The sequence below is a fragment of the Streptomyces sp. NPDC005551 genome (genome assembly GCF_042871785.1).
Taxonomy (GTDB): domain Bacteria; phylum Actinomycetota; class Actinomycetes; order Streptomycetales; family Streptomycetaceae; genus Streptomyces.
Window position 1 is genome coordinate 1 of the sequence record NZ_JBIAJE010000010.1, and the last position, 22,001, is coordinate 22,001.

Annotated in this window: 20 protein-coding genes and 5 tRNA genes; 8 read left to right on the forward strand and 17 right to left on the reverse strand. The window is 73.5% G+C overall.

Annotation, left to right across the window (positions count from 1 at the left end; genetic code table 11):
• The first annotated feature begins 275 nt into the window (after positions 1–275).
• Complete coding sequence (locus ACFYP4_RS27130) at positions 276–833, forward strand: CGNR zinc finger domain-containing protein (protein WP_358855264.1); 558 nt, start codon at positions 276–278, stop codon at positions 831–833.
• A 41-nt stretch (positions 834–874) separates the two neighbouring features.
• Here the strand turns inward: ACFYP4_RS27130 and ACFYP4_RS27135 are convergent, their stop codons facing one another.
• Positions 875–1,027 carry a hypothetical protein gene (locus ACFYP4_RS27135; RefSeq protein ID WP_010988207.1) on the reverse strand — a complete coding sequence of 51 codons (153 nt, stop codon included), beginning with the start codon at positions 1,025–1,027 and terminating at the stop codon, positions 875–877.
• Positions 1,028–1,208: 181 nt separating this feature from the next.
• Entirely contained in the window at positions 1,209–1,655 is a 447-nt protein-coding gene (locus tag ACFYP4_RS27140) for a hypothetical protein (RefSeq protein WP_358855265.1), read from the reverse strand.
• Between the two features lie 314 nt (positions 1,656–1,969).
• Between ACFYP4_RS27140 and ACFYP4_RS27145 the strand changes: the two genes are divergently transcribed.
• Positions 1,970–2,494, forward strand: coding sequence for a DsbA family protein (locus ACFYP4_RS27145; RefSeq protein WP_388788830.1), 525 nt, complete (start codon positions 1,970–1,972; stop codon positions 2,492–2,494).
• An 18-nt stretch (positions 2,495–2,512) separates the two neighbouring features.
• On the opposite strand, the gene ACFYP4_RS27150 is transcribed toward ACFYP4_RS27145, so the two are convergent.
• Genes ACFYP4_RS27150 through ACFYP4_RS27160 form a run of 3 tightly spaced genes read right to left on the reverse strand, consistent with a single transcriptional unit; the run spans position 2,513 to position 5,256 of the window.
• A complete protein-coding gene (locus ACFYP4_RS27150; protein WP_388788833.1) occupies positions 2,513–3,337 on the reverse strand; it encodes a GNAT family N-acetyltransferase in 825 nt (274 codons plus the stop codon).
• Positions 3,338–3,394: 57 nt separating this feature from the next.
• Positions 3,395–4,216 (reverse strand): aminodeoxychorismate lyase, encoded by an 822-nt coding sequence (locus ACFYP4_RS27155; RefSeq protein WP_358855268.1) that lies wholly within the window; start codon positions 4,214–4,216, stop codon positions 3,395–3,397.
• Positions 4,213–5,256 (reverse strand): chorismate-binding protein, encoded by a 1,044-nt coding sequence (locus tag ACFYP4_RS27160; RefSeq protein WP_358855269.1) that lies wholly within the window; start codon positions 5,254–5,256, stop codon positions 4,213–4,215. The genes ACFYP4_RS27155 and ACFYP4_RS27160 overlap by 4 nt, the downstream gene beginning before the upstream one ends.
• 157 nt (positions 5,257–5,413) lie before the next feature.
• On the opposite strand from ACFYP4_RS27160, the gene ACFYP4_RS27165 reads away from it, so the two are divergent.
• From ACFYP4_RS27165 to ACFYP4_RS27185, 5 genes are all read left to right on the forward strand, one after another.
• Positions 5,414–5,486, forward strand: a tRNA-Gly gene (locus ACFYP4_RS27165).
• 39 nt (positions 5,487–5,525) lie between these two features.
• A tRNA-Cys gene (locus ACFYP4_RS27170) sits at positions 5,526–5,599 on the forward strand.
• Position 5,600: 1 nt separating this feature from the next.
• Positions 5,601–5,672 (forward strand) — tRNA-Val (locus ACFYP4_RS27175).
• Positions 5,673–5,698: 26 nt separating this feature from the next.
• A tRNA-Val gene (locus tag ACFYP4_RS27180) sits at positions 5,699–5,770 on the forward strand.
• A gap of 23 nt (positions 5,771–5,793) precedes the next feature.
• Positions 5,794–5,868 (forward strand) — tRNA-Val (locus ACFYP4_RS27185).
• 101 nt (positions 5,869–5,969) lie between these two features.
• On the opposite strand, the gene ACFYP4_RS27190 is transcribed toward ACFYP4_RS27185, so the two are convergent.
• The 4 genes from ACFYP4_RS27190 to ACFYP4_RS27205 all read right to left on the reverse strand — a co-directional run bounded on the left by ACFYP4_RS27190 (position 5,970) and on the right by ACFYP4_RS27205 (position 8,410).
• Positions 5,970–6,266, reverse strand: coding sequence for a zf-TFIIB domain-containing protein (locus ACFYP4_RS27190; RefSeq protein ID WP_388788836.1), 297 nt, complete (start codon positions 6,264–6,266; stop codon positions 5,970–5,972).
• Between the two features lie 80 nt (positions 6,267–6,346).
• The gene (locus tag ACFYP4_RS27195) at positions 6,347–7,288 is read right to left on the reverse strand and encodes an aminoglycoside phosphotransferase family protein (RefSeq protein WP_388788839.1); all 942 of its coding nucleotides are present in this window, start codon (positions 7,286–7,288) and stop codon (positions 6,347–6,349) included.
• Positions 7,289–7,731: 443 nt separating this feature from the next.
• A complete protein-coding gene (locus tag ACFYP4_RS27200; protein WP_358855272.1) occupies positions 7,732–7,935 on the reverse strand; it encodes a hypothetical protein in 204 nt (67 codons plus the stop codon).
• A 241-nt stretch (positions 7,936–8,176) separates the two neighbouring features.
• Complete coding sequence (locus ACFYP4_RS27205; protein ID WP_358855273.1) at positions 8,177–8,410, reverse strand: hypothetical protein; 234 nt, start codon at positions 8,408–8,410, stop codon at positions 8,177–8,179.
• A 196-nt stretch (positions 8,411–8,606) separates the two neighbouring features.
• On the opposite strand from ACFYP4_RS27205, the gene ACFYP4_RS27210 reads away from it, so the two are divergent.
• Entirely contained in the window at positions 8,607–9,902 is a 1,296-nt protein-coding gene (locus ACFYP4_RS27210; RefSeq protein WP_358855285.1) for a protein kinase, read from the forward strand.
• A gap of 56 nt (positions 9,903–9,958) precedes the next feature.
• Here ACFYP4_RS27210 and ACFYP4_RS27215 read toward each other — a convergent pair whose 3' ends face one another.
• The 8 genes from ACFYP4_RS27215 to ACFYP4_RS27250 all read right to left on the reverse strand — a co-directional run bounded on the left by ACFYP4_RS27215 (position 9,959) and on the right by ACFYP4_RS27250 (position 21,900).
• Complete coding sequence (locus ACFYP4_RS27215; RefSeq protein WP_358855274.1) at positions 9,959–10,777, reverse strand: RNA methyltransferase; 819 nt, start codon at positions 10,775–10,777, stop codon at positions 9,959–9,961.
• A 77-nt stretch (positions 10,778–10,854) separates the two neighbouring features.
• Entirely contained in the window at positions 10,855–12,147 is a 1,293-nt protein-coding gene (cobA, locus tag ACFYP4_RS27220; RefSeq protein ID WP_358855275.1) for a uroporphyrinogen-III C-methyltransferase, read from the reverse strand.
• A 426-nt stretch (positions 12,148–12,573) separates the two neighbouring features.
• Positions 12,574–16,713 carry a nicotinate-nucleotide--dimethylbenzimidazole phosphoribosyltransferase gene (gene cobT, locus ACFYP4_RS27225; RefSeq protein ID WP_388788845.1) on the reverse strand — a complete coding sequence of 1,380 codons (4,140 nt, stop codon included), beginning with the start codon at positions 16,711–16,713 and terminating at the stop codon, positions 12,574–12,576.
• 346 nt (positions 16,714–17,059) lie between these two features.
• The gene (gene cbiE, locus ACFYP4_RS27230; protein ID WP_388788848.1) at positions 17,060–18,271 is read right to left on the reverse strand and encodes a precorrin-6y C5,15-methyltransferase (decarboxylating) subunit CbiE; all 1,212 of its coding nucleotides are present in this window, start codon (positions 18,269–18,271) and stop codon (positions 17,060–17,062) included.
• Positions 18,272–18,401: 130 nt separating this feature from the next.
• The gene (locus ACFYP4_RS27235; protein ID WP_358855278.1) at positions 18,402–19,040 is read right to left on the reverse strand and encodes a GNAT family N-acetyltransferase; all 639 of its coding nucleotides are present in this window, start codon (positions 19,038–19,040) and stop codon (positions 18,402–18,404) included.
• Between the two features lie 188 nt (positions 19,041–19,228).
• Positions 19,229–20,056 (reverse strand): MetQ/NlpA family ABC transporter substrate-binding protein, encoded by an 828-nt coding sequence (locus ACFYP4_RS27240; RefSeq protein ID WP_388788851.1) that lies wholly within the window; start codon positions 20,054–20,056, stop codon positions 19,229–19,231.
• 60 nt (positions 20,057–20,116) lie between these two features.
• Positions 20,117–20,860, reverse strand: coding sequence for a methionine ABC transporter permease (locus tag ACFYP4_RS27245; protein WP_358855280.1), 744 nt, complete (start codon positions 20,858–20,860; stop codon positions 20,117–20,119).
• Entirely contained in the window at positions 20,857–21,900 is a 1,044-nt protein-coding gene (locus ACFYP4_RS27250; RefSeq protein ID WP_358855281.1) for an ATP-binding cassette domain-containing protein, read from the reverse strand. The genes ACFYP4_RS27245 and ACFYP4_RS27250 overlap by 4 nt, the downstream gene beginning before the upstream one ends.
• Positions 21,901–22,001: the final 101 nt, after the last annotated feature.

Below are 22,001 nucleotides of genomic sequence, written 5' to 3' on the forward strand. Positions count from 1 at the left end.
ACCCCACCCCCCCCCCCCCCCCCCCCCCCCCGCGGGGCGGGCCCCCCCCCCCCCCCCGGGGGGGGCCCCCCCCCCCCCACCCCCCCCCCCCCCGGCGGGCCCGCGGCGGGGGGGGGGCCCCCCCCCCCCCGGCGCCGGTGCGTGCCCACGGCGGACGTCCGGCCGTCACGGAGCGTTCCGGCACCTGGTCCGTACCGGCCTCCACCGACGCCGAGCCGCTAGGCTCGGCCCCCCATCGGCGGGCGCCCGCCCGACTTCAGGCCAGGGAGCGAAACGTGCTGATCACCCACGACACCCGGTGCGCGCTCGACACCGTGGTGGATCTGGTGAACACCGCGCCGGAGGACGACGCGGCGGACCGCCTCCCGGACCTCGCCTCCCTCGAGGACTTCGTGCGCAACCACGACATCAGCGACGTGGGGGTGCTGACGGAGCAGGATCTGGCGGCCGTGCGCCAGGTGAGGGCGCGGTTCACGGGCATCTTCGCGGCCGACGACGCGCGCGCCGCGGCCCTGCTCATCAACGAACTGGTCGCCGCCGCGGGAACCACACCGCGCCTCACCGACCACGACGGCTACGACTGGCACGTGCACTACTTCGCGCCCGGCGCCTCCGTCGCCGACCACCTCGCGGCGGACTGCGGGATGGCGCTGGCCTTCTTCGTGGTCGCCGGGGAACAGGAACGGCTGCGCCGCTGCGAGGCACCGGACTGCCGGCGTGCCTTCGTCGACCTCTCCCGCAACCGATCCCGCCGGTACTGCGACAGCCGGACCTGCGGAAACCGCCTGCATGTGGCGGCCTACCGGGCGCGGCGCAAGGAAGCGGCCGGCTGACGGAGCCCTCGGCGGGTGGCGCCAGGGGCTCCGTGTACGGCTCAGAGCAGCAGCAGGTCGTGCAGCGAAGCCATGAGCAGAAGACAGCCGATCACCGCCAGAAAGATCATCAGCGGTGGCTGGGAAAGCGCGAAGAGACAACCTCGCCGTTCCTCGGGAGGGGCGGCGGTGTCGCTCTGTGTTGTGTCCAGCATCTCGCGGTGATGATGACCTACGGGACACCCCGCAGGCGATCAAGACACCCGAAATGACCGGGAGTTCACTGATCTTCGCGCAGCAGGACGCCGGAGGTGATCACTTCCGCGGGTGCATGTGATCACTTGAGCGCTGCCCGCCTACCGGCCGTCTCCGACCGGCTCCGTGCTCCGTGCTCTCTCAGATGCCGTGCTTCTTCAGGATGGCCTCGATGTCGCTGAAGTCCTCCTGCGGTGCCGCCGCCGGGCGCCGCGCGGGGGCGGGCCGCCCGGTGGGGCGCGCGTTCTGCCCCAGCGAGGGCGCGGACGCCTCGGGGGCCACCGCCGTACGCCGCGCGGCCCGCGCCGCCTTGCGCTCCTCGCGGGTGCCGCCGCCGCGGCGCTCCACGGCCCGGGTGGTCAGGAACAGCAGCCAGGCACCGCCCAGCACTGCGAAACCGGCCCACGCGGTCGGGCTGAAGGCGGTGTCCGCGGCCCAGCCGACGGCACCGGTCATCACCAGACCGACGGGCACCAGGGAGTAGGCGGCGATGCGGGCCGCGGCGAGGAAACGCTTGCGGTACGCCGTGACCACGGCGATACCCAGCCCGGCCGCGGACACGGCGGAACAGACGGTCTCGGCAATCATCCGGTCCTCCGGGCGGGGTGCGGGCGGGCGGGAAGGGCTACTGCGTCCCTTCCATCCTGCACCGAGCCCGGCCCGGCGTGCCACGGTCCGGGCGGACCTCAGGGACATCTCCGGGTCGGCGTCCTCCCCAGGTCCCGGTCGGGCACCGGCACCGCGGAGGCCCCGGTCGGGCACCGGCACCGCGGAGGTCCCGGTCGGGCACCAGCGCCGCGGAGGTCCCGGTCGAGCAGCGGCGCCGCGGAAGTCCCGGCCGGGCAGCGGCGCCGCGGAGGTCCCGGTTGGGCAGCGGCGCCGCGGCTGGAAGACTGGGGACCATGAACGACTCCTCCGCCGCCCGCCCCGCCACCCCCGTCCTGGACCTCTGGTGCGAACTGCAGTGCCCCGACTGTCGCACGGCCCTGGACGACCTGCGCGCCCTGCGCGCCCGCTACGGCGACCGGCTCGAACTGCGGCTGCGGCACTTCCCGCTGGACAAGCACAAGCACGCCTTCGCCGCCGCGCAGGCCGCCGAGGAGGCCGCGGAGCAGGGCAGGGCCTGGGCGTACGTGGAGGCCGTGCTCGGCCGCGTCGAGGAACTCGACGGCGGAGGTGAGCGGTTCCTCGTCGAGGTGGCCCGTGAACTCGGCCTGGACGCCGAGGAGTTCGACACCGCGCTGATCGACGGCCGGCACATCCTGATCGTCGACGCCGATCAGGCCGAGGGCAAGGCCATCGGCGTGACGGGCACGCCCACCTACGTCATCGGCGGGGAGCGCCTCGACGGCGGCAGGAGCCAGGAGGGGCTGCGCGAGCGCGTCGAGGAGATCGCCGACCGGCTGCTGGCGGAGCAGGAGGCCTGATCCCGTCCGCCCCCTGCCCTACAGCAGGTTCTTGTACAGGTGGTGGGCGGTCGTCCGGTAGCCGAGGGACTCGTAGAGCCGCTCGGCCGGCGTGTTGCCCGCGAAGACGTTGAGGCCGATCACGGGCCGGCCGGCGGCCACCGCCTGCGCCTCGGCCAGCAGCATCAGCGTACGGCCGTTGCCCCGGCCGCGGTGGGCGGCGTCGGTCTCGACGTCGAAGACGAAGGCGCGGTCGTCCTGAAGCGCCAGCCACAGGGTGCCGACCGGAGCTCCCTCGTGCTCCAGGACGCTGATCAGCACGTCCTCGGTGTCCGTCCCCCGCGCCAGCAGCTCGTCGTGGTCGCGCCGCGACTTCTCGTACGCCTCCGCCTCGGGCACGCCGCGCTCGATCCAGATCCGCGCGTAGCTCTCCCTGGCCCGCGCCTCCCAAGGCCCGTACTCCTCCTGGGACATGGGGCGGGCGCGGCTGCCCGCGGGCAGCCGCGGGGGTTCGGCGCCGAGCCGCTTCTCCATGCCGCGGTTGCGTGTGACGTACCCCAGCGCACTCGTCAGCCTGAGGGCGGCCACGGCGTCGGCGGGAACCGACACCTCGATCCGCCGGCAGCCCCAGCCGCGGGCCACCTCCTCGACGGCGAGGGCGGCCACCGTGCCCCGCCCGCGCCCGCGGTCCGGCTCGTCGATCCACAGGTCGGCGGCCCGGGCGACGCCGGATCCGAAGAGCGCGTGGGTACTGAGGTGTATCGCGCCCACGGGACGGCTGTTCACGCACACCTGGTAGCGGCGCGAACGCGTCCCGTCGGCGTGGTGCTGGAGCGGCTCGGTCGGCCGCAGGGTGGTGGTCATCAGGGGTGTTGTACCCGCCCGGCGGCCGGACGTCATCCGGATTTGCCGGCGGTTCGGCTACGGGTCGAGGTCGTTCCCGGCGTGCTCCTCGAAGATCCGCATCGCCTTGGCGGTCACCGGGCCCGGGGTGCCCGGCAGTTCACGCCCGTCGACGCGGTGCACCGCCTGCACGTCCCGCAGCGTGGACGTCAGGAAGATCTCGTCGGCGCGCTCCAGGACGTCGAACGGCAGGTCGGTCTCCCGGGCGCCCGTCCACTCGGCGGCGAGGGCGCGGGTGATGCCGGCGAGGCAGCCCGAGGCGACCGGCGGAGTGTGGATCTCGCCGTCGAGGACGACGAAGACGTTCGACCCCGTGCCCTCGCACAGCTGCCCCGCCGTGTTCGCGAACAGCGCCTCGGATGCGCCCTGTTCGCGGGCGCGGGCCAGGGCGACCACGTTCTCCGCGTACGAGGTGGTCTTGAGGCCGGTGAGGGCGCCGCGCTCGTTGCGGGTCCACGGCACGGTGACGACGGCGGTGGAGTCGGGGCGGCGGGCGGTCCCGCCGAGCGCGACGATCAGTGTCGGGCCGTGCTCGCCGCGGTCCGAACCGAGCGGGCCGTGGCCGCCGGTGTAGGTGATCCGCAGGCGGCCCAGCGCCATCGGGTTGGCTTCGACGACCGCGGCGCAGGCGCGGCGCACCTCGTCGAGGTCGGGGTCGGGCAGGCCGAGGCCGCGGGCCGAGCGGGTCAGCCGGTCGAGGTGACGGGTCAGGGCGAACGGCCGCCCGTCGGCCACCTTCACCGTCTCGAAGATGCCGTCGCCCACGGTCAGTCCGTGGTCGAGGACGGAGACGCGGGCGGACTCGATGTCCTGCAGCCCGCCGTCGAGCCAGATCTTCACGAAAGGGTCCCTCCACTCGCCTCGTACGTCCCCGACGCTACCGCGAGCAGTCGCGACGCCTTCAGCTCGGTCTCCCGCCACTCGCCTTCGGGGTCCGAGCCCCAGGTGATGCCGGCCCCCGTGCCGAACCGCAGGACACCCTCGGCGCGGTCGATCCAGAAGGTGCGTATGCCGACGGCCAGCTCCCCGGTGCCCCGGTCGGCGTCGACCCAGCCGACGCCGCCGCAGTAGGGGCCGCGCGGCGCGGTCTCCAGGGCGTCGATGATCCGCAGGGCGCTGGACTTGGGGGCGCCGGTGACGGAGCCGGGCGGGAAGGCCGCGGCGAGCAGCTCCGGCCAGCCCGCGTCCTCGCGCAGTTCCCCGCGGACGGTGGAGACGAGGTGCACGAGTCCGGGGTGCTTCTCGACGACGCACAGGTCGGGGACGGTCACGGTGCCGGTGGCGCAGACCCGCCCGATGTCGTTGCGGACCAGGTCCACGATCATCACGTTCTCGGCGTGGTCCTTCTCCAGGAGGTCCGCCTCCGTCCGCCCCGTTCCCTTGATCGGCCCGGATTCGACGGTCCGGCCGTCGCGGCGCAGGAAGAGTTCCGGGGACGCGGTGGCGATCTCGACGCCGTGGGCGGGCAGGCGGATCGTCCCCGCGTACGGCGCGGGGTTTCCGCGGGCCAGCAGCGCGGTGAGCGCGTCCACGTCGGCGCCGGGGGCGACGGGCGCCGAGAGCACCCGGCAGAGGTTCGCCTGGTACACCTCGCCGGCCGCGATGTGCTTCCGGATCCGCCGTACGCCCTCGGTGTACGCGGTGCGGTCGAGGGACGACGTCCAGTCACCGGCCGCCGGCCCCCGCCACTCCCCCGGCACCGGCGCGGGCACCTCTTCGGGCCGTACGTCGCCGAAACGGGCGCAGGTCAGCCGGCCCTCGAAGTCGGCCGCCACGGCCCAGAAGCCGGTGGATTCCAGGGCCGCGGGGTCGCTGGTGACGTCCAGGAGGCGGGTCGCCACGAGGCCGCCGAAGCGGGCGAGAGCAGGGAGGTCGTGCACGCGGTCGAGTCTAGGGCGGGTGACCTGCGGGTGGGCCCGGCCGCGTCCCGGCGCGGACGCACCGCAGCACGCTGCACAAACGCGTTTTTGTACTGGCCCGGGAATCCGCTAGAGTTCAACACGTCGCCGGGACGCGTGAGCCGACCGGAAACGACACGCGGACGTAGCTCAGTTGGTAGAGCGCAACCTTGCCAAGGTTGAGGTCGCCAGTTCGAACCTGGTCGTCCGCTCGTAGGAAGAGGGGGATCTTCCCGAACCCCCGCACTCCTGGTGGAGTGGCCGAGAGGCGAGGCAACGGCCTGCAAAGCCGTCTACACGGGTTCAAATCCCGTCTCCACCTCCAAGGACGATTAGCTCAGCGGGAGAGCGCTTCCCTGACACGGAAGAGGTCACTGGTTCAATCCCAGTATCGTCCACTGGATCTTGTCGAAGATCCGATCCCGCGCGATTAGCTCAGCGGGAGAGCGCTTCCCTGACACGGAAGAGGTCACTGGTTCAATCCCAGTATCGCGCACGCAGTACACCGCACCATGTCCCGCGCGATTAGCTCAGCGGGAGAGCGCTTCCCTGACACGGAAGAGGTCACTGGTTCAATCCCAGTATCGCGCACCAGCCGAAGCCCCCGGCCGTCTCGACGGCCGGGGGCTTCGTCGTGCCCCGTCTCCGGCCGGGGACGGCGAAGGGCCCTCCCGCGCGGAGGGCCCCTCTTCGGTTCAGGACGAGAAGAGCATGTGCCCGAAGCTCTTCTGGCGGTGGTGGCCGCCGTAGTGACCGCCGTGGCCGCCGTGGCCGCCCTGCGGAGCGCCCCACGCCGGCGCGGGGGCCGAAGGGTACGCCTGCGGGACGCCCGGGGGCGGCGGAGCGGGCTGCGACCACTGGGACTCCAGGCGGGTCAGGGACTCCAGCTCGCCGTAGTCCAGGAAGATCCCGCGACAGCCGCTGCACTGCTCGATCTGGACACCATTGCGGTTGTAGGTGTGCATGGGCGCGTGGCACTTCGGACACTGCATGCTCGGCTCAACTCCTCGTCGTCAACGCTGCTTCGCTCTCCATCAGGACAGACACTGCCCGGCCTGCGGTCGGTTGCACCCTACTTCGCGTGATCACGTGCGGACTCCGGCGGGCGGGGGGCCATGCGGTCGCACGCGTCGACCACGGCCTGCTGAACCTCGTCCAAGGGGCGCCCCGCCGCCACGGACTTGGCGATCGCCAGCGCCGCGGTCTGCACGGTGAGCGCGCGGGCCGGCACGTCCAGCGCGGGCCACGGGTCGCCCTCGGCGGGAACCGCCGGGCCACCGGCCTGCCGATAGGCGGTCAGGAAGCGGGTCCACTCGTCGGGCGGCAGGAGACCGCAGGCGTACCAGGCGGCCGGGCGGGCCAGGTCCCAGGCCGGCACGCCGTGGCCGAGGTCGTCGACGTCGATGAGCAGCCAGGGGCCGGTCGCCGCCGGGTGGCGCACGAGCTGGCCGAGGTGGAGGTCGCCGTGGCAGAGCGCGGTGGGCGCGGCCGGCATCGGGGCCTCGGCGCGGGCCCAGGGCGGCAGGCCGGCCCAGGCGCGCAGGACCGGTTCGGCGGCGGGGTGCGGGCCGGCCGCCGTGAGCCTGCCGATCGCCCGGGCCGCCTTGGCCGGGCCGCGCATCACGGGCAGTCCGGCCGGCACCGGCGTGCGGTGCAGCCGGGCCAGCAGGACGGCGGCCTCCTCCCAGGGGGCCGCCTCCGGAGTCTCCGGGTCCACCGGCGTGCCGTACGGCCAGAAGGTCACGGGGCGACCGTGCAGGGTCACGGGGGCCGGGTGCAGGGGCGGCAGCAGGACACCGGAGAGGCCGGGGTGCGCGGCGACGGCCAGACGCCGGGAGAGCTCCCGCGGGTCGGTACCGGAGTCGTGGGCCTTGGCGACGGTGTCGCCGTGCCGCACGACGGTGCCGTCCGCCCGGTCGGCGAGGACGGCTTCGGCGTGTGCGCAGGCGGCGCCCCCGGGGTGGGCCGCGCCGCGCGCCCGGGCGGTCAGGGCGGGCAGCACGTCTGCGGTCACGGGTCCCCCTCGGATGCGTTCGGTTCGAACTGAGCGTACGCAGACGCCGGGCGGCTCGGGACAGGGCGGTGCGTCCCTGGCGGCGGTAGCCGTGCGCCGCTGGATCGGTTCCCAGGGCGGCAGCCCGGTCCCGGCGGTCGCGCGCCCACGGCGGCGGCCGCCCCGGACACGGCGGCGCGTCGCTCACGGGGGCCGCCCCGTCACAGCGGCGCATCCCCTACGACGGGGGCCCCGGAGGGCGTGGGTCAGGGCGTTGGTCCCGGTACCGCGGTGCGCTTCAGGGTGGGGCCCGCCCCTGGCGGCCGGTGGGACGTGGGCATGGCAATGCCCGCGCAGCTCCCCAGCTGCGCGGGCATCTGTGCCGTCCGCCGCACCCCCGTCCCCACGGGGTTTCCTGGCCGGATGTCCCCGCCCGGACCGCTCTTCCGGGCCCGGGGCGCCGCTCAGCGCCCCAGCATCACGCCCACGGACGACGCTTGTGTGACCACTGCTTCCCAGCCGCCGAACACGACCACGAGCAGGGCCGCCAGGGGAAGGACCATCGCTGTCGCCACCAACGGGTGGCGACGGCCCGGGCTGCCGCCGAACGCGGCGTACGCCTTGCGTCCCTGCGTGCGGATCGCCGTCCGCGGTGCCGTATGGGCCATGGTCCCTCTCCTGACCGAGTTTCTGTCGTTCTTGACGGCGGCGGGTGGCTGACCTCGGGGGACGAGTGCTGCACCCGCCGCTTGACCTCAAATCTAGGGGCCCGGCGGGTGCCGGTCGTCATGCCCTCGTACCGATTGCCGGGCCTCCCGGAGGATGAGCGATGACCTGCGACGTACTCCCCTGGGTGGAGATGAGGTCCTAGGTCTCAGGGTCTTCCCGGAGGGGACGTCCGGTGTGTCCCTACTCTTCCGAGGTGTCCTCTCTCGGGATCGGCTGCTCGACGAGGGCCAGCACCCGATTGGCCATGAAGCGCGCCGTGCGCACCACTGATCCACTTCGGGTGACTTCGCTCACTTCCACGACACCCCGGCGCACCGCCGTCTCCACCCGGCGACCCGCCCTGCTCGCCACCACCTCGTACGTGCGCGTCGTGTCCCCGGCGTCCACGACTATCTCCACACGGTCACCCTTCACGGGTTCAATCCCCCTTCTGCGACGGATGGTTGGGACCCCAGGCAGCTCGAAGCCGGCCTGGCCGCGCGTTCCCTGACCACCTTTCAAGTTTCCCACCCGGCACTGACAATCGATCGGGTCGCGAGGGCGCGGCCTATGCGCGCGCCCGGCCGTGGAAACGTAAGCTGTGGCTCGTCAAACGGACCGGGCAGCGGGGATGGACATGGCGATGATGCGCCTGAGGCGCGAGGACCCGCGTGTCGTCGGCTCGTTCAGGCTTCACCGACGGCTCGGCGCGGGCGGGATGGGCGTTGTCTACCTGGGCTCCGACCGGCGTGGCCAGCGGGTCGCACTGAAGGTGATCCGGCCCGACCTGGCGGAGGATCAGGAATTCCGGTCGCGGTTCGCGCGCGAGGTCTCGGCGGCCCGGCGGATCAGGGGCGGCTGCACGGCGCGGCTCGTCGCGGCCGATCTCGACGCGGAGCGGCCGTGGTTCGCCACGCAGTACGTTCCCGGCCCCTCGCTGCACGACAAGGTCGCCGAGGAGGGACCGCTGAGCGCCGCCGACGTGGCGGCCGTCGGCGCCGCCCTGTCCGAAGGGCTCGTCGCGGTGCACGAGGCCGGTGTCGTCCACCGCGACCTGAAGCCGTCCAACATCCTGCTGTCCCCGAAGGGCCCCCGGATCATCGACTTCGGGATCGCCTGGGCGACGGGTGCCTCCACGCTCACGCACGTCGGTACGGCGGTCGGGTCGCCGGGGTTCCTCGCGCCCGAGCAGGTGCGCGGCGCCGCCGTCACTCCGGCGACCGACGTCTTCTCCCTGGGTGCCACGCTCGCCTACGCGGCGACGGCCGACTCGCCCTTCGGGCACGGCAGTTCCGAGGTGATGCTGTACCGCGTGGTGCACGAGGAGGCCCAGCTGCACGGCGTTCCCGACGCGCTGGCCCCGCTCGTGCGGGCCTGCCTCGCGAAGGATCCCGAGGAGCGGCCCAGCACGCTGCAACTGTCGTTGCGCCTCAAGGAGATCGCGGCCCGGGAGGCGCAGGGACTCGCGGACGTACGGCCGCCCGCCCCGCGCACGGACCCGGCCCGGCCGAGCGGCCGGCTCGCCGAGCAGTACGCCGAGCAGCGCACCCAGCGCCGCCCGCAGGGCACACAGGGGTCACGGGGCACCTCCCAGCCCCGCACGGGCGGCGGCTCGCGGCCGGGGTCGCGCCCCGCGCCCTCGCGCGACACGACCCGCTCCGGCAGGCGGCCCGCTCCCCGCAGCGGCGCCGGCCGGCCGGGCCCGCGTACCACCGGCACCGGTCGGCGGCCCGCCAATCCGCGGCTCCTGCGGCAGCGGCTCTTCGTGTTCGTCGTGGTGACGCTGCTGGTGGCGCTGGGCATCGCGGTGGCCCAGGGCTGCCAGGGTCCGGCGCGGGGACTCGAAGACGGGGACGCCCGCACGGACGTACGTCACGAGCTGTCGTACGCGCCTCCGGACGGCGGACACCGGATCGCCCCGAGGTAGCGGGACGCGCCTCGGGCGGGACCCGCGTCGGGCGGGGCGCGCGGCCGACGGGACGCTCAGGCAGGCGGGCGACCCGTCGCCACGGCGTAGAAGGCGACCGCCGCCGCCGCGCCGACGTTGAGCGAGTCGACACCGTGGGCCATCGGGATGCGCACCCACTCGTCGGCGGCGACCAGTGCCCGGGTGGACAGGCCGTCGCCCTCCGCGCCGAGCATCAGGGCGACCCGGTCCATCCTGTGCGGCGCGGTCTCGTCGAGGGTCTTGGCCTTCTCGTCGGGGGTGAGCGCGAGGAGGGCGAAGCCCGCCTCGCGCACCGACTCCAGGCTCCGCGGCCAGGAGTCGAGCCGGGCGTACGGAACCGAGAAGACGGCGCCCATGGAGACCTTCACCGAACGCCGGTACAGCGGGTCCGCGCAGTCCGGGGAGAGCAGCACCGCGTCCATGCCGAGGGCCGCCGCCGAACGGAAGATCGCACCGATGTTGGTGTGGTCGTTGACCGACTCCATGACGACGACCCGGCGGGCCGACCGCAGCAGTTCGTCCGCCGTCGCCAGCGGTTTGCGCTGCATGGAGGCGAGGGCGCCGCGGTGCACGTGGTAGCCGGTGACCTGCTCCGCGAGCTCCGGGCTGACCGCGTACACCGGGGCCGGCAGCTCGTCGATGACGTCGCGCATGACGTCGACCCACTTGGCGGAGAGCAGCATCGAGCGCATCTCGTAGCCGGCGTCCTTCGCGCGTCTGATGACCTTCTCGCCCTCGGCGATGAACAGGCCCTCGGCCGGTTCGCGCTTGCGGCGCAGCTCCACGTCGGTCAGGCCCGTGTAGTCACGCAGACGCGGGTCGTCGGGGTCCTCAATGGTGATGAGATCGGCCACAGGGTGATACTGCCTTGTCCTGGATGCGGTGCCAACGGCTCGGAACGGGTGCGTTACCCGCGGTTACGTGGAGTGTGCTACTCGGTGAGCCCGGGGGCCGGGACGTCGGACGGCCCGGAGGACGCCGCTCCGAAAAGGTCCGTGAGCAGTCCCGCGCCCGCGTTCACGACCTCCCCGACGACGATGACCGCCGGGGGCCTCACGTCCTCGGAGCGTACGGTCTCCTCGACCGTCGCGAGGGTCGCGTCGACCCGGCGCTGGGCGGCCGTCGTGCCTTCCTGCACCAGGGCGACCGGGGTGTCGGCGGACTTGCCGTTCTCCATGAGCGTGCGGGCGATGGCGCCGATCTTGTCCACGCCCATCAGGACGACCAGCGTGCCGCGCAGCCTGGCGAGCGCCGCCCAGTCGACCAGGGAGCGTTCGTCGTCGGGGGCCACGTGACCGCTGACCACGGTGAACTCGTGGGCGACCCCGCGGTGCGTGACCGGGATGCCCGCGGCGCCCGGGACCGAGATCGAACTGGAGATGCCCGGGACGACCGTGCACGGGATGCCCGCCTCGGCGAGCGCCTGGGCCTCTTCCATGCCCCGGCCGAAGACGAAGGGGTCGCCGCCCTTGAGCCGGACGACCGCCTTGCCCTGCCTGGCGTGCTCGATCAGCGCGTTGTTGATGGCCTCCTGGGCCATGAACCGGCCGTACGGGATCTTCGCCGCGTCGATCACCTCGACGTGCGGGGGGAGTTCGGCGAGCAGGTCGCGCGGGCCGAGACGGTCGGCGATGACCACGTCGGCCTCGGCGAGGAGCCGGCGGCCGCGCACCGTGATCAGGTCGGGGTCGCCGGGGCCGCCGCCGACGAGGGCGACGCCCTGGGCACGCTTGCGGTGGTGGGGCGCCACGAGGGTGCCGTCGCGCAGGCCTTCGACGACGGCGTCACGGATGGCGGCGGTGTGCCGGGGGTCGCGGCCCCGCGCGTCGGTCGTCAGCACGGCGACCGTGACGCCCTCGCTGTGGCCGGTGGCCGGGGTCCAGGCGGTGGCGGCGTCGGCGTCGTCGGAGCGGACGCACCAGACGCGGTGCCGTTCGGCCTCGGCGGAGGCACGCACGTTGGCCGCGGTGTCGCTGGTGGCGATCAGGGCGTACCAGGCGTCGGTGAGGTCTCCGTCCTCGTACGGCCGCCGCGTCCAGCTGATCTCGCCCGCGTCCGCCATCGCCTCGACGGAGGGAGTGGCGTGCGGTGACACGAGGTGGACGTCCGCGCCTGCCGCGATCAGGGCGGGGAGGCGGCGCTGGGCCACCTGGCCGCCGCCGAGGACGACGACGCGGCGGCCGGCGAGGCGGAGGCCTACGGGGTAGGCGGGGTGTTCGGCCATGGGAGGTCGGCTCCTTGCGGGGCGGTGCGAGACGGGCCCCCTGCGCCTTCGGAGCGGGCCTGACGTGCGGATTTTAAGCTGCGGGTCCGTGTGGTGGCGCGGGTGGGTGCGGATTTCCTCCCCGCACCCTGGCCCGCCCGAAACGGGGGCGGTGTCCGGGCGGGGCGGTGTCCGGGGTGTCCGGGGGTGGCGCTCGGTGCCGGGTCGGCGGCCCGGGGCGAAGCTTTGGTACCGGGTCGGTGTTCGGGGGTCCCGCTTTGCTACGGGGTCGGTGTCCCGGGGGGTGCCGCTCGGTGCCGGGTGGGCGTCCAGAGTGGCGAGCCGGGGCCGGGCCGGTGTCCGGGGGTGTCGAGCCGGCTCCGGGCGGCCGTGCCCTTCCCGTACCGCCCATGCGAGGGGGCAGGACAGGGCACGGCGCCCCCGGTGCTACTTCTCGGTCACCCCGGCGGAGTCGAACGTCGCCACTTCGTGCATCGCCCGCGCCGCGCTCTGCACCACCGGCAGCGCCAGGAGCGCGCCCGTGCCCTCCCCCAGCCGCAGGTCGAGGTCGACCAGGGGACGCAGGCCCAGCTTGTTCAGGGCCGCCACGTGGCCGGGTTCGGCGCTGCGGTGGCCCGCGATGCAGGCGGCGAGCACCTCGGGGGCGACCGCGCGCGCCACCAGGGCGGCCGCACCGGCACTGACCCCGTCCAGGATCACCGGCGTTCGCAGGGACGCGCCGCCCAGCAGCAGGCCGACCATGGCGGCGTGCTCGAATCCGCCGATCGCGGCGAGGACGCCGACGGGGTCGGCCGGGTCCGGCCGGTGCAGCTCCAGGGCGCGGCGGACGACCTCCGTCTTCCGAGCCAGGGTCTCGTCGTTGATGCCCGTGCCGCGACCGGTCACCTCGCCGGGGTCGGCGCCCGTGAAGACCGAGATCAGGGCCGCCGACGCGGTGGTGTTGGCGATGCCCATCTCGCCGGTGAGCAGCGCCTTGTTGCCGGCCGCCACGAGGTCGCGGGCGGTCTCGATGCCCACCTCGATGGCCGCCCTGGCCTCCTCGCGGGTCATCGCGGGACCCGTGGTCATGTCGGACGTGCCGGCACGGATCTTGCGCGGCAGCAGACCCGGGGTCGCGGGCAGGTCGGAGGCGACACCCACGTCGATGACGCAGACCTCGGCGCCCACCTGGTTGGCGAAGGCGTTGCACACCGCGCCGCCGCCCAGGAAGTTGGCCACCATCTGGGCGGTGACCTCCTGCGGCCAGGGAGTGACGCCCTGGGCGTGCACACCGTGGTCCCCGGCGAAGATCGCGACGGCCGCGGGCTCCGGGATGGGCGGCGGGCACTGGCGGGACAGTCCCGACAGCTGCGCGGAGATGATCTCCAGCATGCCGAGTGCGCCGGCCGGCTTCGTCATCCGCTTCTGGCGCTCCCAGGCCTCGCCGAGCGCCTTGGCGTCGAGGGGGCGGATGTTGGTGACGGTCTCCGCGAGCAGGTCGTGCGGCTCCTCGCCGGGCAGCGCGCGACGGCCGTACGTCTCCTCGTGGACGACCCACGACAGCGGGCGGCGCTTGGACCAGCCGGCCTGCATCAGCTCGGGCTCGTCCGGGAACTCGTCGACGTAGCCGACGCAGAGGTAGGCGACGACCTCCAGGTGCTCGGGCAGCCCGAGGGCGCGGACCATCTCACGCTCGTCGAAGAAGCTGACCCAGCCGACGCCGAGGCCCTCGGCGCGCGCGGCGAGCCACAGGTTCTCGACGGCGAGCGCGGAGGAGTACGGGGCCATCTGCGGCTGCGTGTGGCGGCCCAGGGTGTGGCGGCCGCCGCGGGTCGGGTCGGCGGTGACGACGATGTTCACCGGGGTGTCGAGGATGGCCTCGATCTTCAGTTCCTTGAACTGCTTCGCCCGGCCCTTGGGCAGCGACTTCGCGTACGCCTCGCGCTGACGCGCCGCGAGTTCGTGCATCGAGCGGCGGGTCTCGGCGGAGCGGATCACCACGAAGTCCCACGGCTGCGAGTGGCCGACGCTCGGCGCGGTGTGGGCGGCCTCGAGGACGCGCAGCAGCACGTCGTGCGGGATCGGGTCGCTGCGGAAACCGTTGCGGATGTCGCGGCGCTCGCGCATCACGCGCAGCACGGCCTCGCGCTCGGCGTCGTCGTAACCGGGCGCGGCGGGGCCGGTGGACTCCCTCACGTCTTCCACTGCGGCCGTGCTCTCTTCCTGGTCGGCGCCCTGGGTGTCCAGGTCGTCCGCCTGCTGTGCGACTACGAATTCCGGGTCCGCGGCGGGCGGCTCCGGTACGGGGGACGCCTCGGTCTCGCGTGGGGCGGGCACGGCGGCGTCGGGTTCCGCGGCCGCCGCGGGGGCGGTGGCGGGCTGCGGTTCGTCCGTCGGCTCGGGGGCCGGGACCGGGGCCTCCGGGACGGGCTCGGCCGCCGCGGGCTGTTCCACCGGTGCTTCGGCTTCGGCGGCCAGGGGCTGGTCCGCCTCGGCTTCGACCGGTTCCCCGGTGAGGGGCTCCTCGGTCGGTGCCCAAGCGGGTGCGGTCACCGCCGGAGCGACAGGTGCCGGCTCCGGGTCGGGGGCCGGGGCCGTCTGCTGCTCCTGCGGGGGCAGGGGCGGCACCGTCATGGCGTGCGGGGGTGTCGGGGCCAGATGCGGCGTCGTCGGCACCGAACCCTCGACGGGGACGAACTCACCGACGAGCCGGTTCGCGTGCCTGCCAACGCTGTGTTCCCGGTGGTCCGCGGCGGGCACAGGCTCCGGGAACACGACCGCTTCGTCCGGCAGGACCTCGCCCCGCGCGTGACCGGCCGGGCCCTGACCCGGGACGGCGTGGGGCGCGCCGACGCCCGCCGGGACGGCGTGCGGCTGTTCCGCGACGGGTTCGGGGATCTGCTGGACGTACGGCGCCGCCGGTTCGACGTCCGCGACCGGCTCGGCGTACGCCGCGTCGACCGCGGGCACGGGGTCCGTCCCGGCCGGCGGCTGCGGTGCCTGCACGGGCGGCTGCTGCGGGTCCCCGGCGGGCCCCGCGTCGACGAACGGGGCGGCGGCGTCCGTGTCCGGGGCACCGGCGTCCGGCAGCACGGCCCCGGTGGGCGGAGCGGCCCCCGTGTCGGCCGCGTCCGTGTCCGGCGCCGCCGGTTCGGTGGTCCGCGGCTGTACGGGGGGCGCGATCCGGGGCTCGTACGCGGACGAGGCGTCGTGCGAGTTCAGGAGGGCCTGCGGATCCGGGAGGGGCTGGAGGTCCGGGGCGGGCTGGAGGTCCGGCGCCGGGTGGGGGTGCCCGGACTCGGCGTGCCGCGCGAGCTCCAATTCCTCCCCCTCAGGGGCGGACGGCTCGGCAACGGCGGGTCCGTGCAGGTCGGCCTGCACCGGCGGCAGCGGCTGCCCGGTCCCGACCTCGGTCACGTGCCCGGCGTGCGGGTCCTGCGGGTCCGGCGAGCCGTCGAGGTTCTGCGGGATCGCCGGTGCGTGCGGGTCCTGCAGGGCGGGCGACCCGTCGGTGAGGACGGCACCGTCCAGGGCCTGCTGGTGCAGATAGTTCTCCGGCGCGAGCGCGGCTTCACCGGCAGGCACGGCTCCGGTCTCGGGTGCCGGTACGGCGTCGAGGACCCCCGACGTGTCGATCCCTGCGGGCTCAGCGGTGCCCGCGGAATCGTCGGTGCCTACGGGCTCAGCGATGCCAGTGGGCGCGTCGATGCCTTCCGGCGTCTCGGTGCGTTGCGGCGATTCGAGCACCGGGGCCGCGTCCGGAGCGGCCTCGTCCGGAGCGGCCTCGTCCGGAGCGGCCTCGTCCGGAGCGGGCTCGGCGTGCACCGGCTCGGCGGGCGCGGCCTGGGGCGCCTCGATGTCGTCCGGGGCCTGCGCGGCTTCGGTGCCGTCCGGGGCCTGGGCGGTCTCCGCGGGCGGCGCGGTTTCCGGCTCCGGGGACGCGTCCGCGACCTGCGCCGGTTCCGGCGCGGGCCCGGCCTCCGCGGTGGGTGCCGCCTCCGGGACGACCGTTTCTGCGGGGATCCCCCCGGTGGCCGGCTGCGGCGCGGCACCCCAGGGCGCGCCCTGCTGCGGGACGTCCCCGAGCTGCGGGACGTCGGGGTACTCGGACCCGTTGGCCGGCGGGCCGGCCCGGCGTACGGGCGCGGGGGCGGCCGGCGCACCCGCCGGGCCGCGGTCCGCGAGCGAGCGCACGGGGCTGGACGAGCCGTCCGGGGTGGGCGGACCGAGGTGCAGGGGACGGCGGGGCGGCGCCGGCTGGGACGCCGGAGCGGCGGCCGTCCGGACACCGCCGAGATCGACCGACCCGCTGTCCCGGCCGCCCGTCTCGTGCGGACCGGGCTCATGCGCGGCCTGCGGGACGAACAGCGGGTGCGGCTCGGGGGGGAGGGGCATCGGGGCGGGTGGTGCCACCTCGTTGCCCCACGCACCCTGTGCGCCCGGCATGAGAAGCAGATCGTCGTCCTCGGCGGGGACGCCGGAGGGGTCGAGGTAGGTGTACGCACCGAGCGAGGAGACGCCCGGCTGCTCCACCATGCCTGCGTTCTCAGGCAGTCCCTCGCCCGGGACCTGGCCGGTGTCGGTCATGCGTACCCCTCGCCCATCGGTTAGTGCTCCTACGACCAGCTCGCCCGGAACGGCGCACCGACCGCCCCCCGCAGAGAAGAACGAGCGTGCGTGCCCAGCGGCACGAACGACCCGCCCGCAAAGGAGACAAAGCCATTAACTGGCATTGTCGCGGTCGTCCCGCCGTCGCGACAGCTTGATCCGCCACGGTCCACTGTGGACTGCGCCACGTTGCGCGTCCTCCGGTCGACGCCGTACCACACCCGACCCAAAAGGGGCGCGTTTTCCGGACATTGGCCGACGAAGCGCCGGGCACAAGTGCGGTACCACGATCGGCCAGCCTACCGCGCGCGGTATGACAAGCGGATCACGGGGCGCGGTCGGGCAGACGCCCGGTGAGCAGGAACGCGACGCTCCGCTCCCTCTCCGTCCAGGCCCGCGTGTCGAGGTCGACGGCCTGGAGAAGGGCGCACTCGACCTGGTAGCCGTGCTCGCCGAGGTCCCGGCCGATGAGTTCGGCGGCGTCACGGGTCGCCGCGTGGGTCACGATGCGCTGCGGTCGGCGGTCGGCGACGGCGGAGACCACCGCCGCTCCCCCGCCTCCGACACGGACGACGTCGGGTTCGGGGAGGTTCTCCAGGATGTGCGGGGCGGTGCCGGGCACGACCTGGACCTGGACGCCGAAGCGGCGGGCCGATTCGTCGGTGCGCGCGCAGGCCGCCGGGTTCCGGTCGACCGCGATGACCGCGGCGCCGGTGCGGGCGGCCTCGGTGGCGAAGGCGCCGCTGCCGGATCCGATGTCCCACACCAGGTCACCGATGCGCGGTCCGAGTCTGGCGAGTTGCGCGGCGCGCAGCAGGTCCGCCTCGCCCTCGCCGAGTACACCGCCGTACGCCGTCGCCGGCAGCGCCCAGCCGCGCGGGCCCGCGCCCGGCTCGCGTCCGGCGATCCAGCCGCCGCCCTCGGCCGCGGCCACGAAGCCGCCGATGACGATGACGACGTTCGGATCGCGCCAGGTGTGGTCGGCGGCCTTGTCCGAGGTGACGACGCTGACCTGCTCGCGGCCGGTGCCGAGCTCCTCGCAGATGACGAAGGTGCGGTGGACTCCTTCGAGGAGCAGACCGAGTTCCGCGGGGCCGGCGCCGGGTGAGGTGAGGACGGCGACCTTGGTGTGGGCGCGGCATACGTTGACGGCGCGTCGCAGCGAGCGGGGGTGTGCCACGACCACGTGGGCGTCGTCCCAGGGCATTCCGGCGCGGGCGAAGGCGGTGGCCACGGAGGACACGGCGGGGACGACTTCGACCTCGAGTCCGAACTCGGGAGCGCGCAGGGTGCGGACGACTCCGAAGAAGCCGGGGTCCCCGTCGGCGAGGACGACGGCGGTACCGCGGTGGTTGGCGATGCGGCGGGCGGCCAGGGCGACGCTGCCGAGGCGGACGCGCTCGGCGGTCGCGGGCACTTCGGGGAGTTCGAGGTGGTGGCCGGCTCCCGCCACCAGCGTGGCGGCACGGAGAGCGGACTGCGCCGCGGCGGTCAGCGGCGAGCCGTCCCAGCCGATCACCGTGACCCGGTCGGCCATCGTCGTCAGTCTCCAGGTGGTTTTCGCAGCGTGTCGGGGGGCTGCCCGCGCACGGGCTCCGTGAGGGTACCCGGTGGACCTGGGCGGTGCGGCGACGGCCCCCGCCACGGGTGGGAGCGGTCCCGCGGTTTCAGTTCCAGTCGGAGTACGACGTGAAGCCGGTCGTCTCGGCGAGTTCCTCGGCGACGCCGTCGAGGTCCTCGGGGAGCAGGCTCCACACGATGAAGTCGGTGCGCAGGTCGGCCCACGTGCCGTCCTCGGTGCGGGTGCGCGCTATGCAGGCGTTGCGCAGGACGCCCTCGCTGATGCAGCCGATCTTCTGGGCGACCTGCTGGGAGGCCGTGTTGTCGGCGGCTGTGCGCAGCTCGATGCGCTCGAACTCCTGGTCGCGGAAGAGCCATTGGGCGGTGGCGAGGGCGGCTTCGGAGGCGTAGCCCTCGCCGCGGGCCCAGGGCGCGATGATGTACGACAGTTCGGTGGAGCGAACGTGCCAGTTGGTTCTGCCGAGTTGGACGATGCCGACCAGCCGCTGGGTGAGGAACTCCGTGACGGCCAGGTCGAGTCCGCGGCCCGCAGCGCGTTCGGCGGGCGCGTACTCGGCGATCCAGCGGCGGGCGCCGTCCTCGGTGAAGGGCTGCGGTACGGAGGTCCAGGCGGCGACCAGTTCGTCGTTCATCATCTCGGCCAGGGCCGGGACGTCGTCCTCTTCGAGCGGGCGCAGCACCAATCGCTCCGTGCTGATGGAGATGCCGGGGAAGGTGCTCGTCATGCGCCGCTCCGTAACCTTCGGAAGCTGTCGGGCCGTCGGATGTCGTCCGGCCTGCTGAACTGCCCAGCATGCAGCATGGAAGCACCGAACCGCATCACGGGGTCCACTCCCGGTGAAGAGCGGACCCCGTGGGGTGACCGGCGGGCCCGGCCGGGGGCGACCGGCCGGGAGCGGCCCCGTGTCGGGGATCAGAAGGACGGCAGGACGGACCCGGCGTACTTGTCCTCGATGTACTTCTTCACCTCGGGCGACGTGAGGAGCTTGGCGAGCTTCTTCACGCGCGGGTCGTCCTCGTTGCCCTTCTTCACGGCGAGGAAGTTGCCGTAGGGGTTGTTCTTCGCCGACTCCAGGACGAGGGCGTCGTCGGCGGGCTTGAGGTCGGACTCGATGGCGTAGTTGCCGTTGATCACCGCGGCGTCGACGTCGTCCAGGGAGCGGGGCGTCTGGGCGGCCTCGAGCTCCTTGAACTTCAGGTTCTTCGGGTTCTTGACGATGTCGCCGGGGGTCGCCTCGTTGCCCACACCCTTCGCGAGGGTGATGATCCCGTTGTCGTCGAGGAGCTTGAGCGCCCGCGCCTCGTTGACCGTGTCGTTCGGGACGGCGACCGTCGCGCCGCTCTTGAGCTCGTCGGCCTTCTTGACCTTGTGCGAGTACAGGCCGAGCGGCTCCAGGTGCACCGTGACGACGGGCACGATGTGGGTGCCCTTCTTCTTGTTGAAGTCGTCGAGGTAGGGCTGGTTCTGGAAGTAGTTGGCGCCCACGGACCCGTCCTCGGTCGCCGTGTTCGGCGTGACGTAGTCGGTGAACTCCTTGACCTCCAGGTCGAGTCCCGCCTTCTTCGCCAGGTGGTCCTTGACGTAGGTGAGGATCTCGGCGTGCGGGGTGGGGCTCGCGGCGACGATCAGCGGGCCGCTGGTGTCGGAGGCGGAGTCCTTCTCCGAGCCGCAGGCGCTGAGGCCGAGGGTGAGGGCTCCGGCGGCGAGGACGGCGGTGGTGATCTTGGCGGTGTTACGCACGAAAAGTGCCTTTCCTTATGGGTGAAGCGGCCCCGTCTGGGTGGGACGGGGAGTCCGGGGTCAGCTCTTCCTGACGGCGTCGGTCGCGACCGTGCCGGGGAAGATGCCACTGAAGGGGCGGAAGAGCAGCAGGGGGCCGGTCCTGGCACCCCTGCGGTGCAGGGCGCGCGCGGCGAAGTCGCCGCCGAACTGGAGGAAGGAGATCGCGACGGCCAGGACCGCCACGGTGATCCACATCAGGCCGGTCTCGAAGCGCTGGTAGCCGTACCGGATGGCGATGTCGCCGAGTCCGCCGGCGCCGACCGTGCCCGCCATGGCGGAGTAGCCGATGAGCGCGACCACCGTCGTGGTGGCGCCGGAGATCAGCGACGGGAGGGCCTCGGGCACGAGGACGCTGCGTACGGTCTTCCAGGTGCTGCCGCCCATCGACTGCACGGCCTCGACCAGTCCGTCGTCGACTTCGCGGACGGACATCTCGACGAGCCGCGCGTAGAAGGGGATCGCGCCGACGGCGAGCGGCACGATCGCCGCCTCCCGGCCGATGGTCGTCCCGGTGACCGTGCGGGTGAAGGTCATCAGGGCGACCATCAGGATGATGAACGGCATCGAGCGGGCGATGTTCACGACCTGCCCGATCACCTTGTTGGCCACGACGTTCTGCAGCAGTCCCCCGCGGTCGGTGAGGACGAGCAGCAGGCCGAGCGGCAGGCCGCCGACGATCGCGATGAGCGTGGACCAGCCGACCATGTAGAACGTGTCCCAACACGCCTGGGTCAGCAGTGGCTGCATCTCCGACCAGGTCACTTGGCACCTTCCTTCACGAGCGCGGACTGCTGGTCCGCCTGGCCGACGAGGTCGATCTGCAGGCCCTGCTCCCGCAGGAATCCGATCGGCACGACGTTCTCCTCGTAGGGGCCGGGCAGTTCGATGCGCATCCGGCCGACCTGCTTGCCCGCGACGGTGTCCATCGCGGCGCCCAGGATCGATATGTCGATGTTGTAGGTGCGCGAGAGCTGGGAGATGACGGGCCGGGTGGCGGCCTCGCCGTGGAAGGTGACGTCGATGACGGTGCGGTCGTCGGCGGAGGCGTCGCCGCTCACCGGGAAGAGGGCCGCGGCCATCTCGGAGCCGGGGGTCGCGAGCAGCTCGGTGACCGTGCCGGACTCGACGATGCGGCCGTTCCGCATGAGGGCGGCCGAGTCGCAGACGGTCTTGACGACGTCCATCTCGTGGGTGATGAGCAGGACGGTCAGGCCCAGCTGCCGGTTCAGGTCGCGCAGGAGCTGGAGGACGGACCGGGTGGTCTCGGGGTCGAGGGCGCTGGTGGCCTCGTCGGAGAGCAGCACCTTCGGGTCGCCGGCCAGGGCGCGGGCGATGCCGACGCGCTGCTTCTGTCCGCCGGAGAGCTGCGCCGGGTAGGCCTTCGCCTTGTCGGAGAGGCCGACCAGGTCGAGCAGGTCGAGCGCCTTGCGGGAGCGCTCCTTGCCGGAGACGCCGAGGATCTCCAGGGGCAGTTCGACGTTGTCCTGCACGGTGCGCGAGGACAGCAGGTTGAAGTGCTGGAACACCATGCCGATGTGGCTGCGTGCCCTGCGGAGCTCCCGGCCGGCGCGCGGGCCGCGGCCGGCGAGGGCGGTGAGGTCCTGCCCGGCGACGGTCACGGTGCCGGCGGTGGGGCGCTCCAGGAGGTTGACGCAGCGGATGAGGGAGGACTTGCCGGCGCCGGACTGGCCGATGACGCCGTACACCTCGCCTTCGCGTACGTGCAGATCGACGCCGTCGAGGGCGGTCACCTCACGGCCGCGCGAGCGGTAGACCTTGGTCAGGCCCGTTGTCGTGATCACTGGGTTTCCGTCACTGTCGTGTGCGGGGCGTGGGTGTGCCCCGGCACGGGTGCATGCGGTCGGGAACGCGGCACGGTTCTCGCGAGGGGCGGTCGAACCGG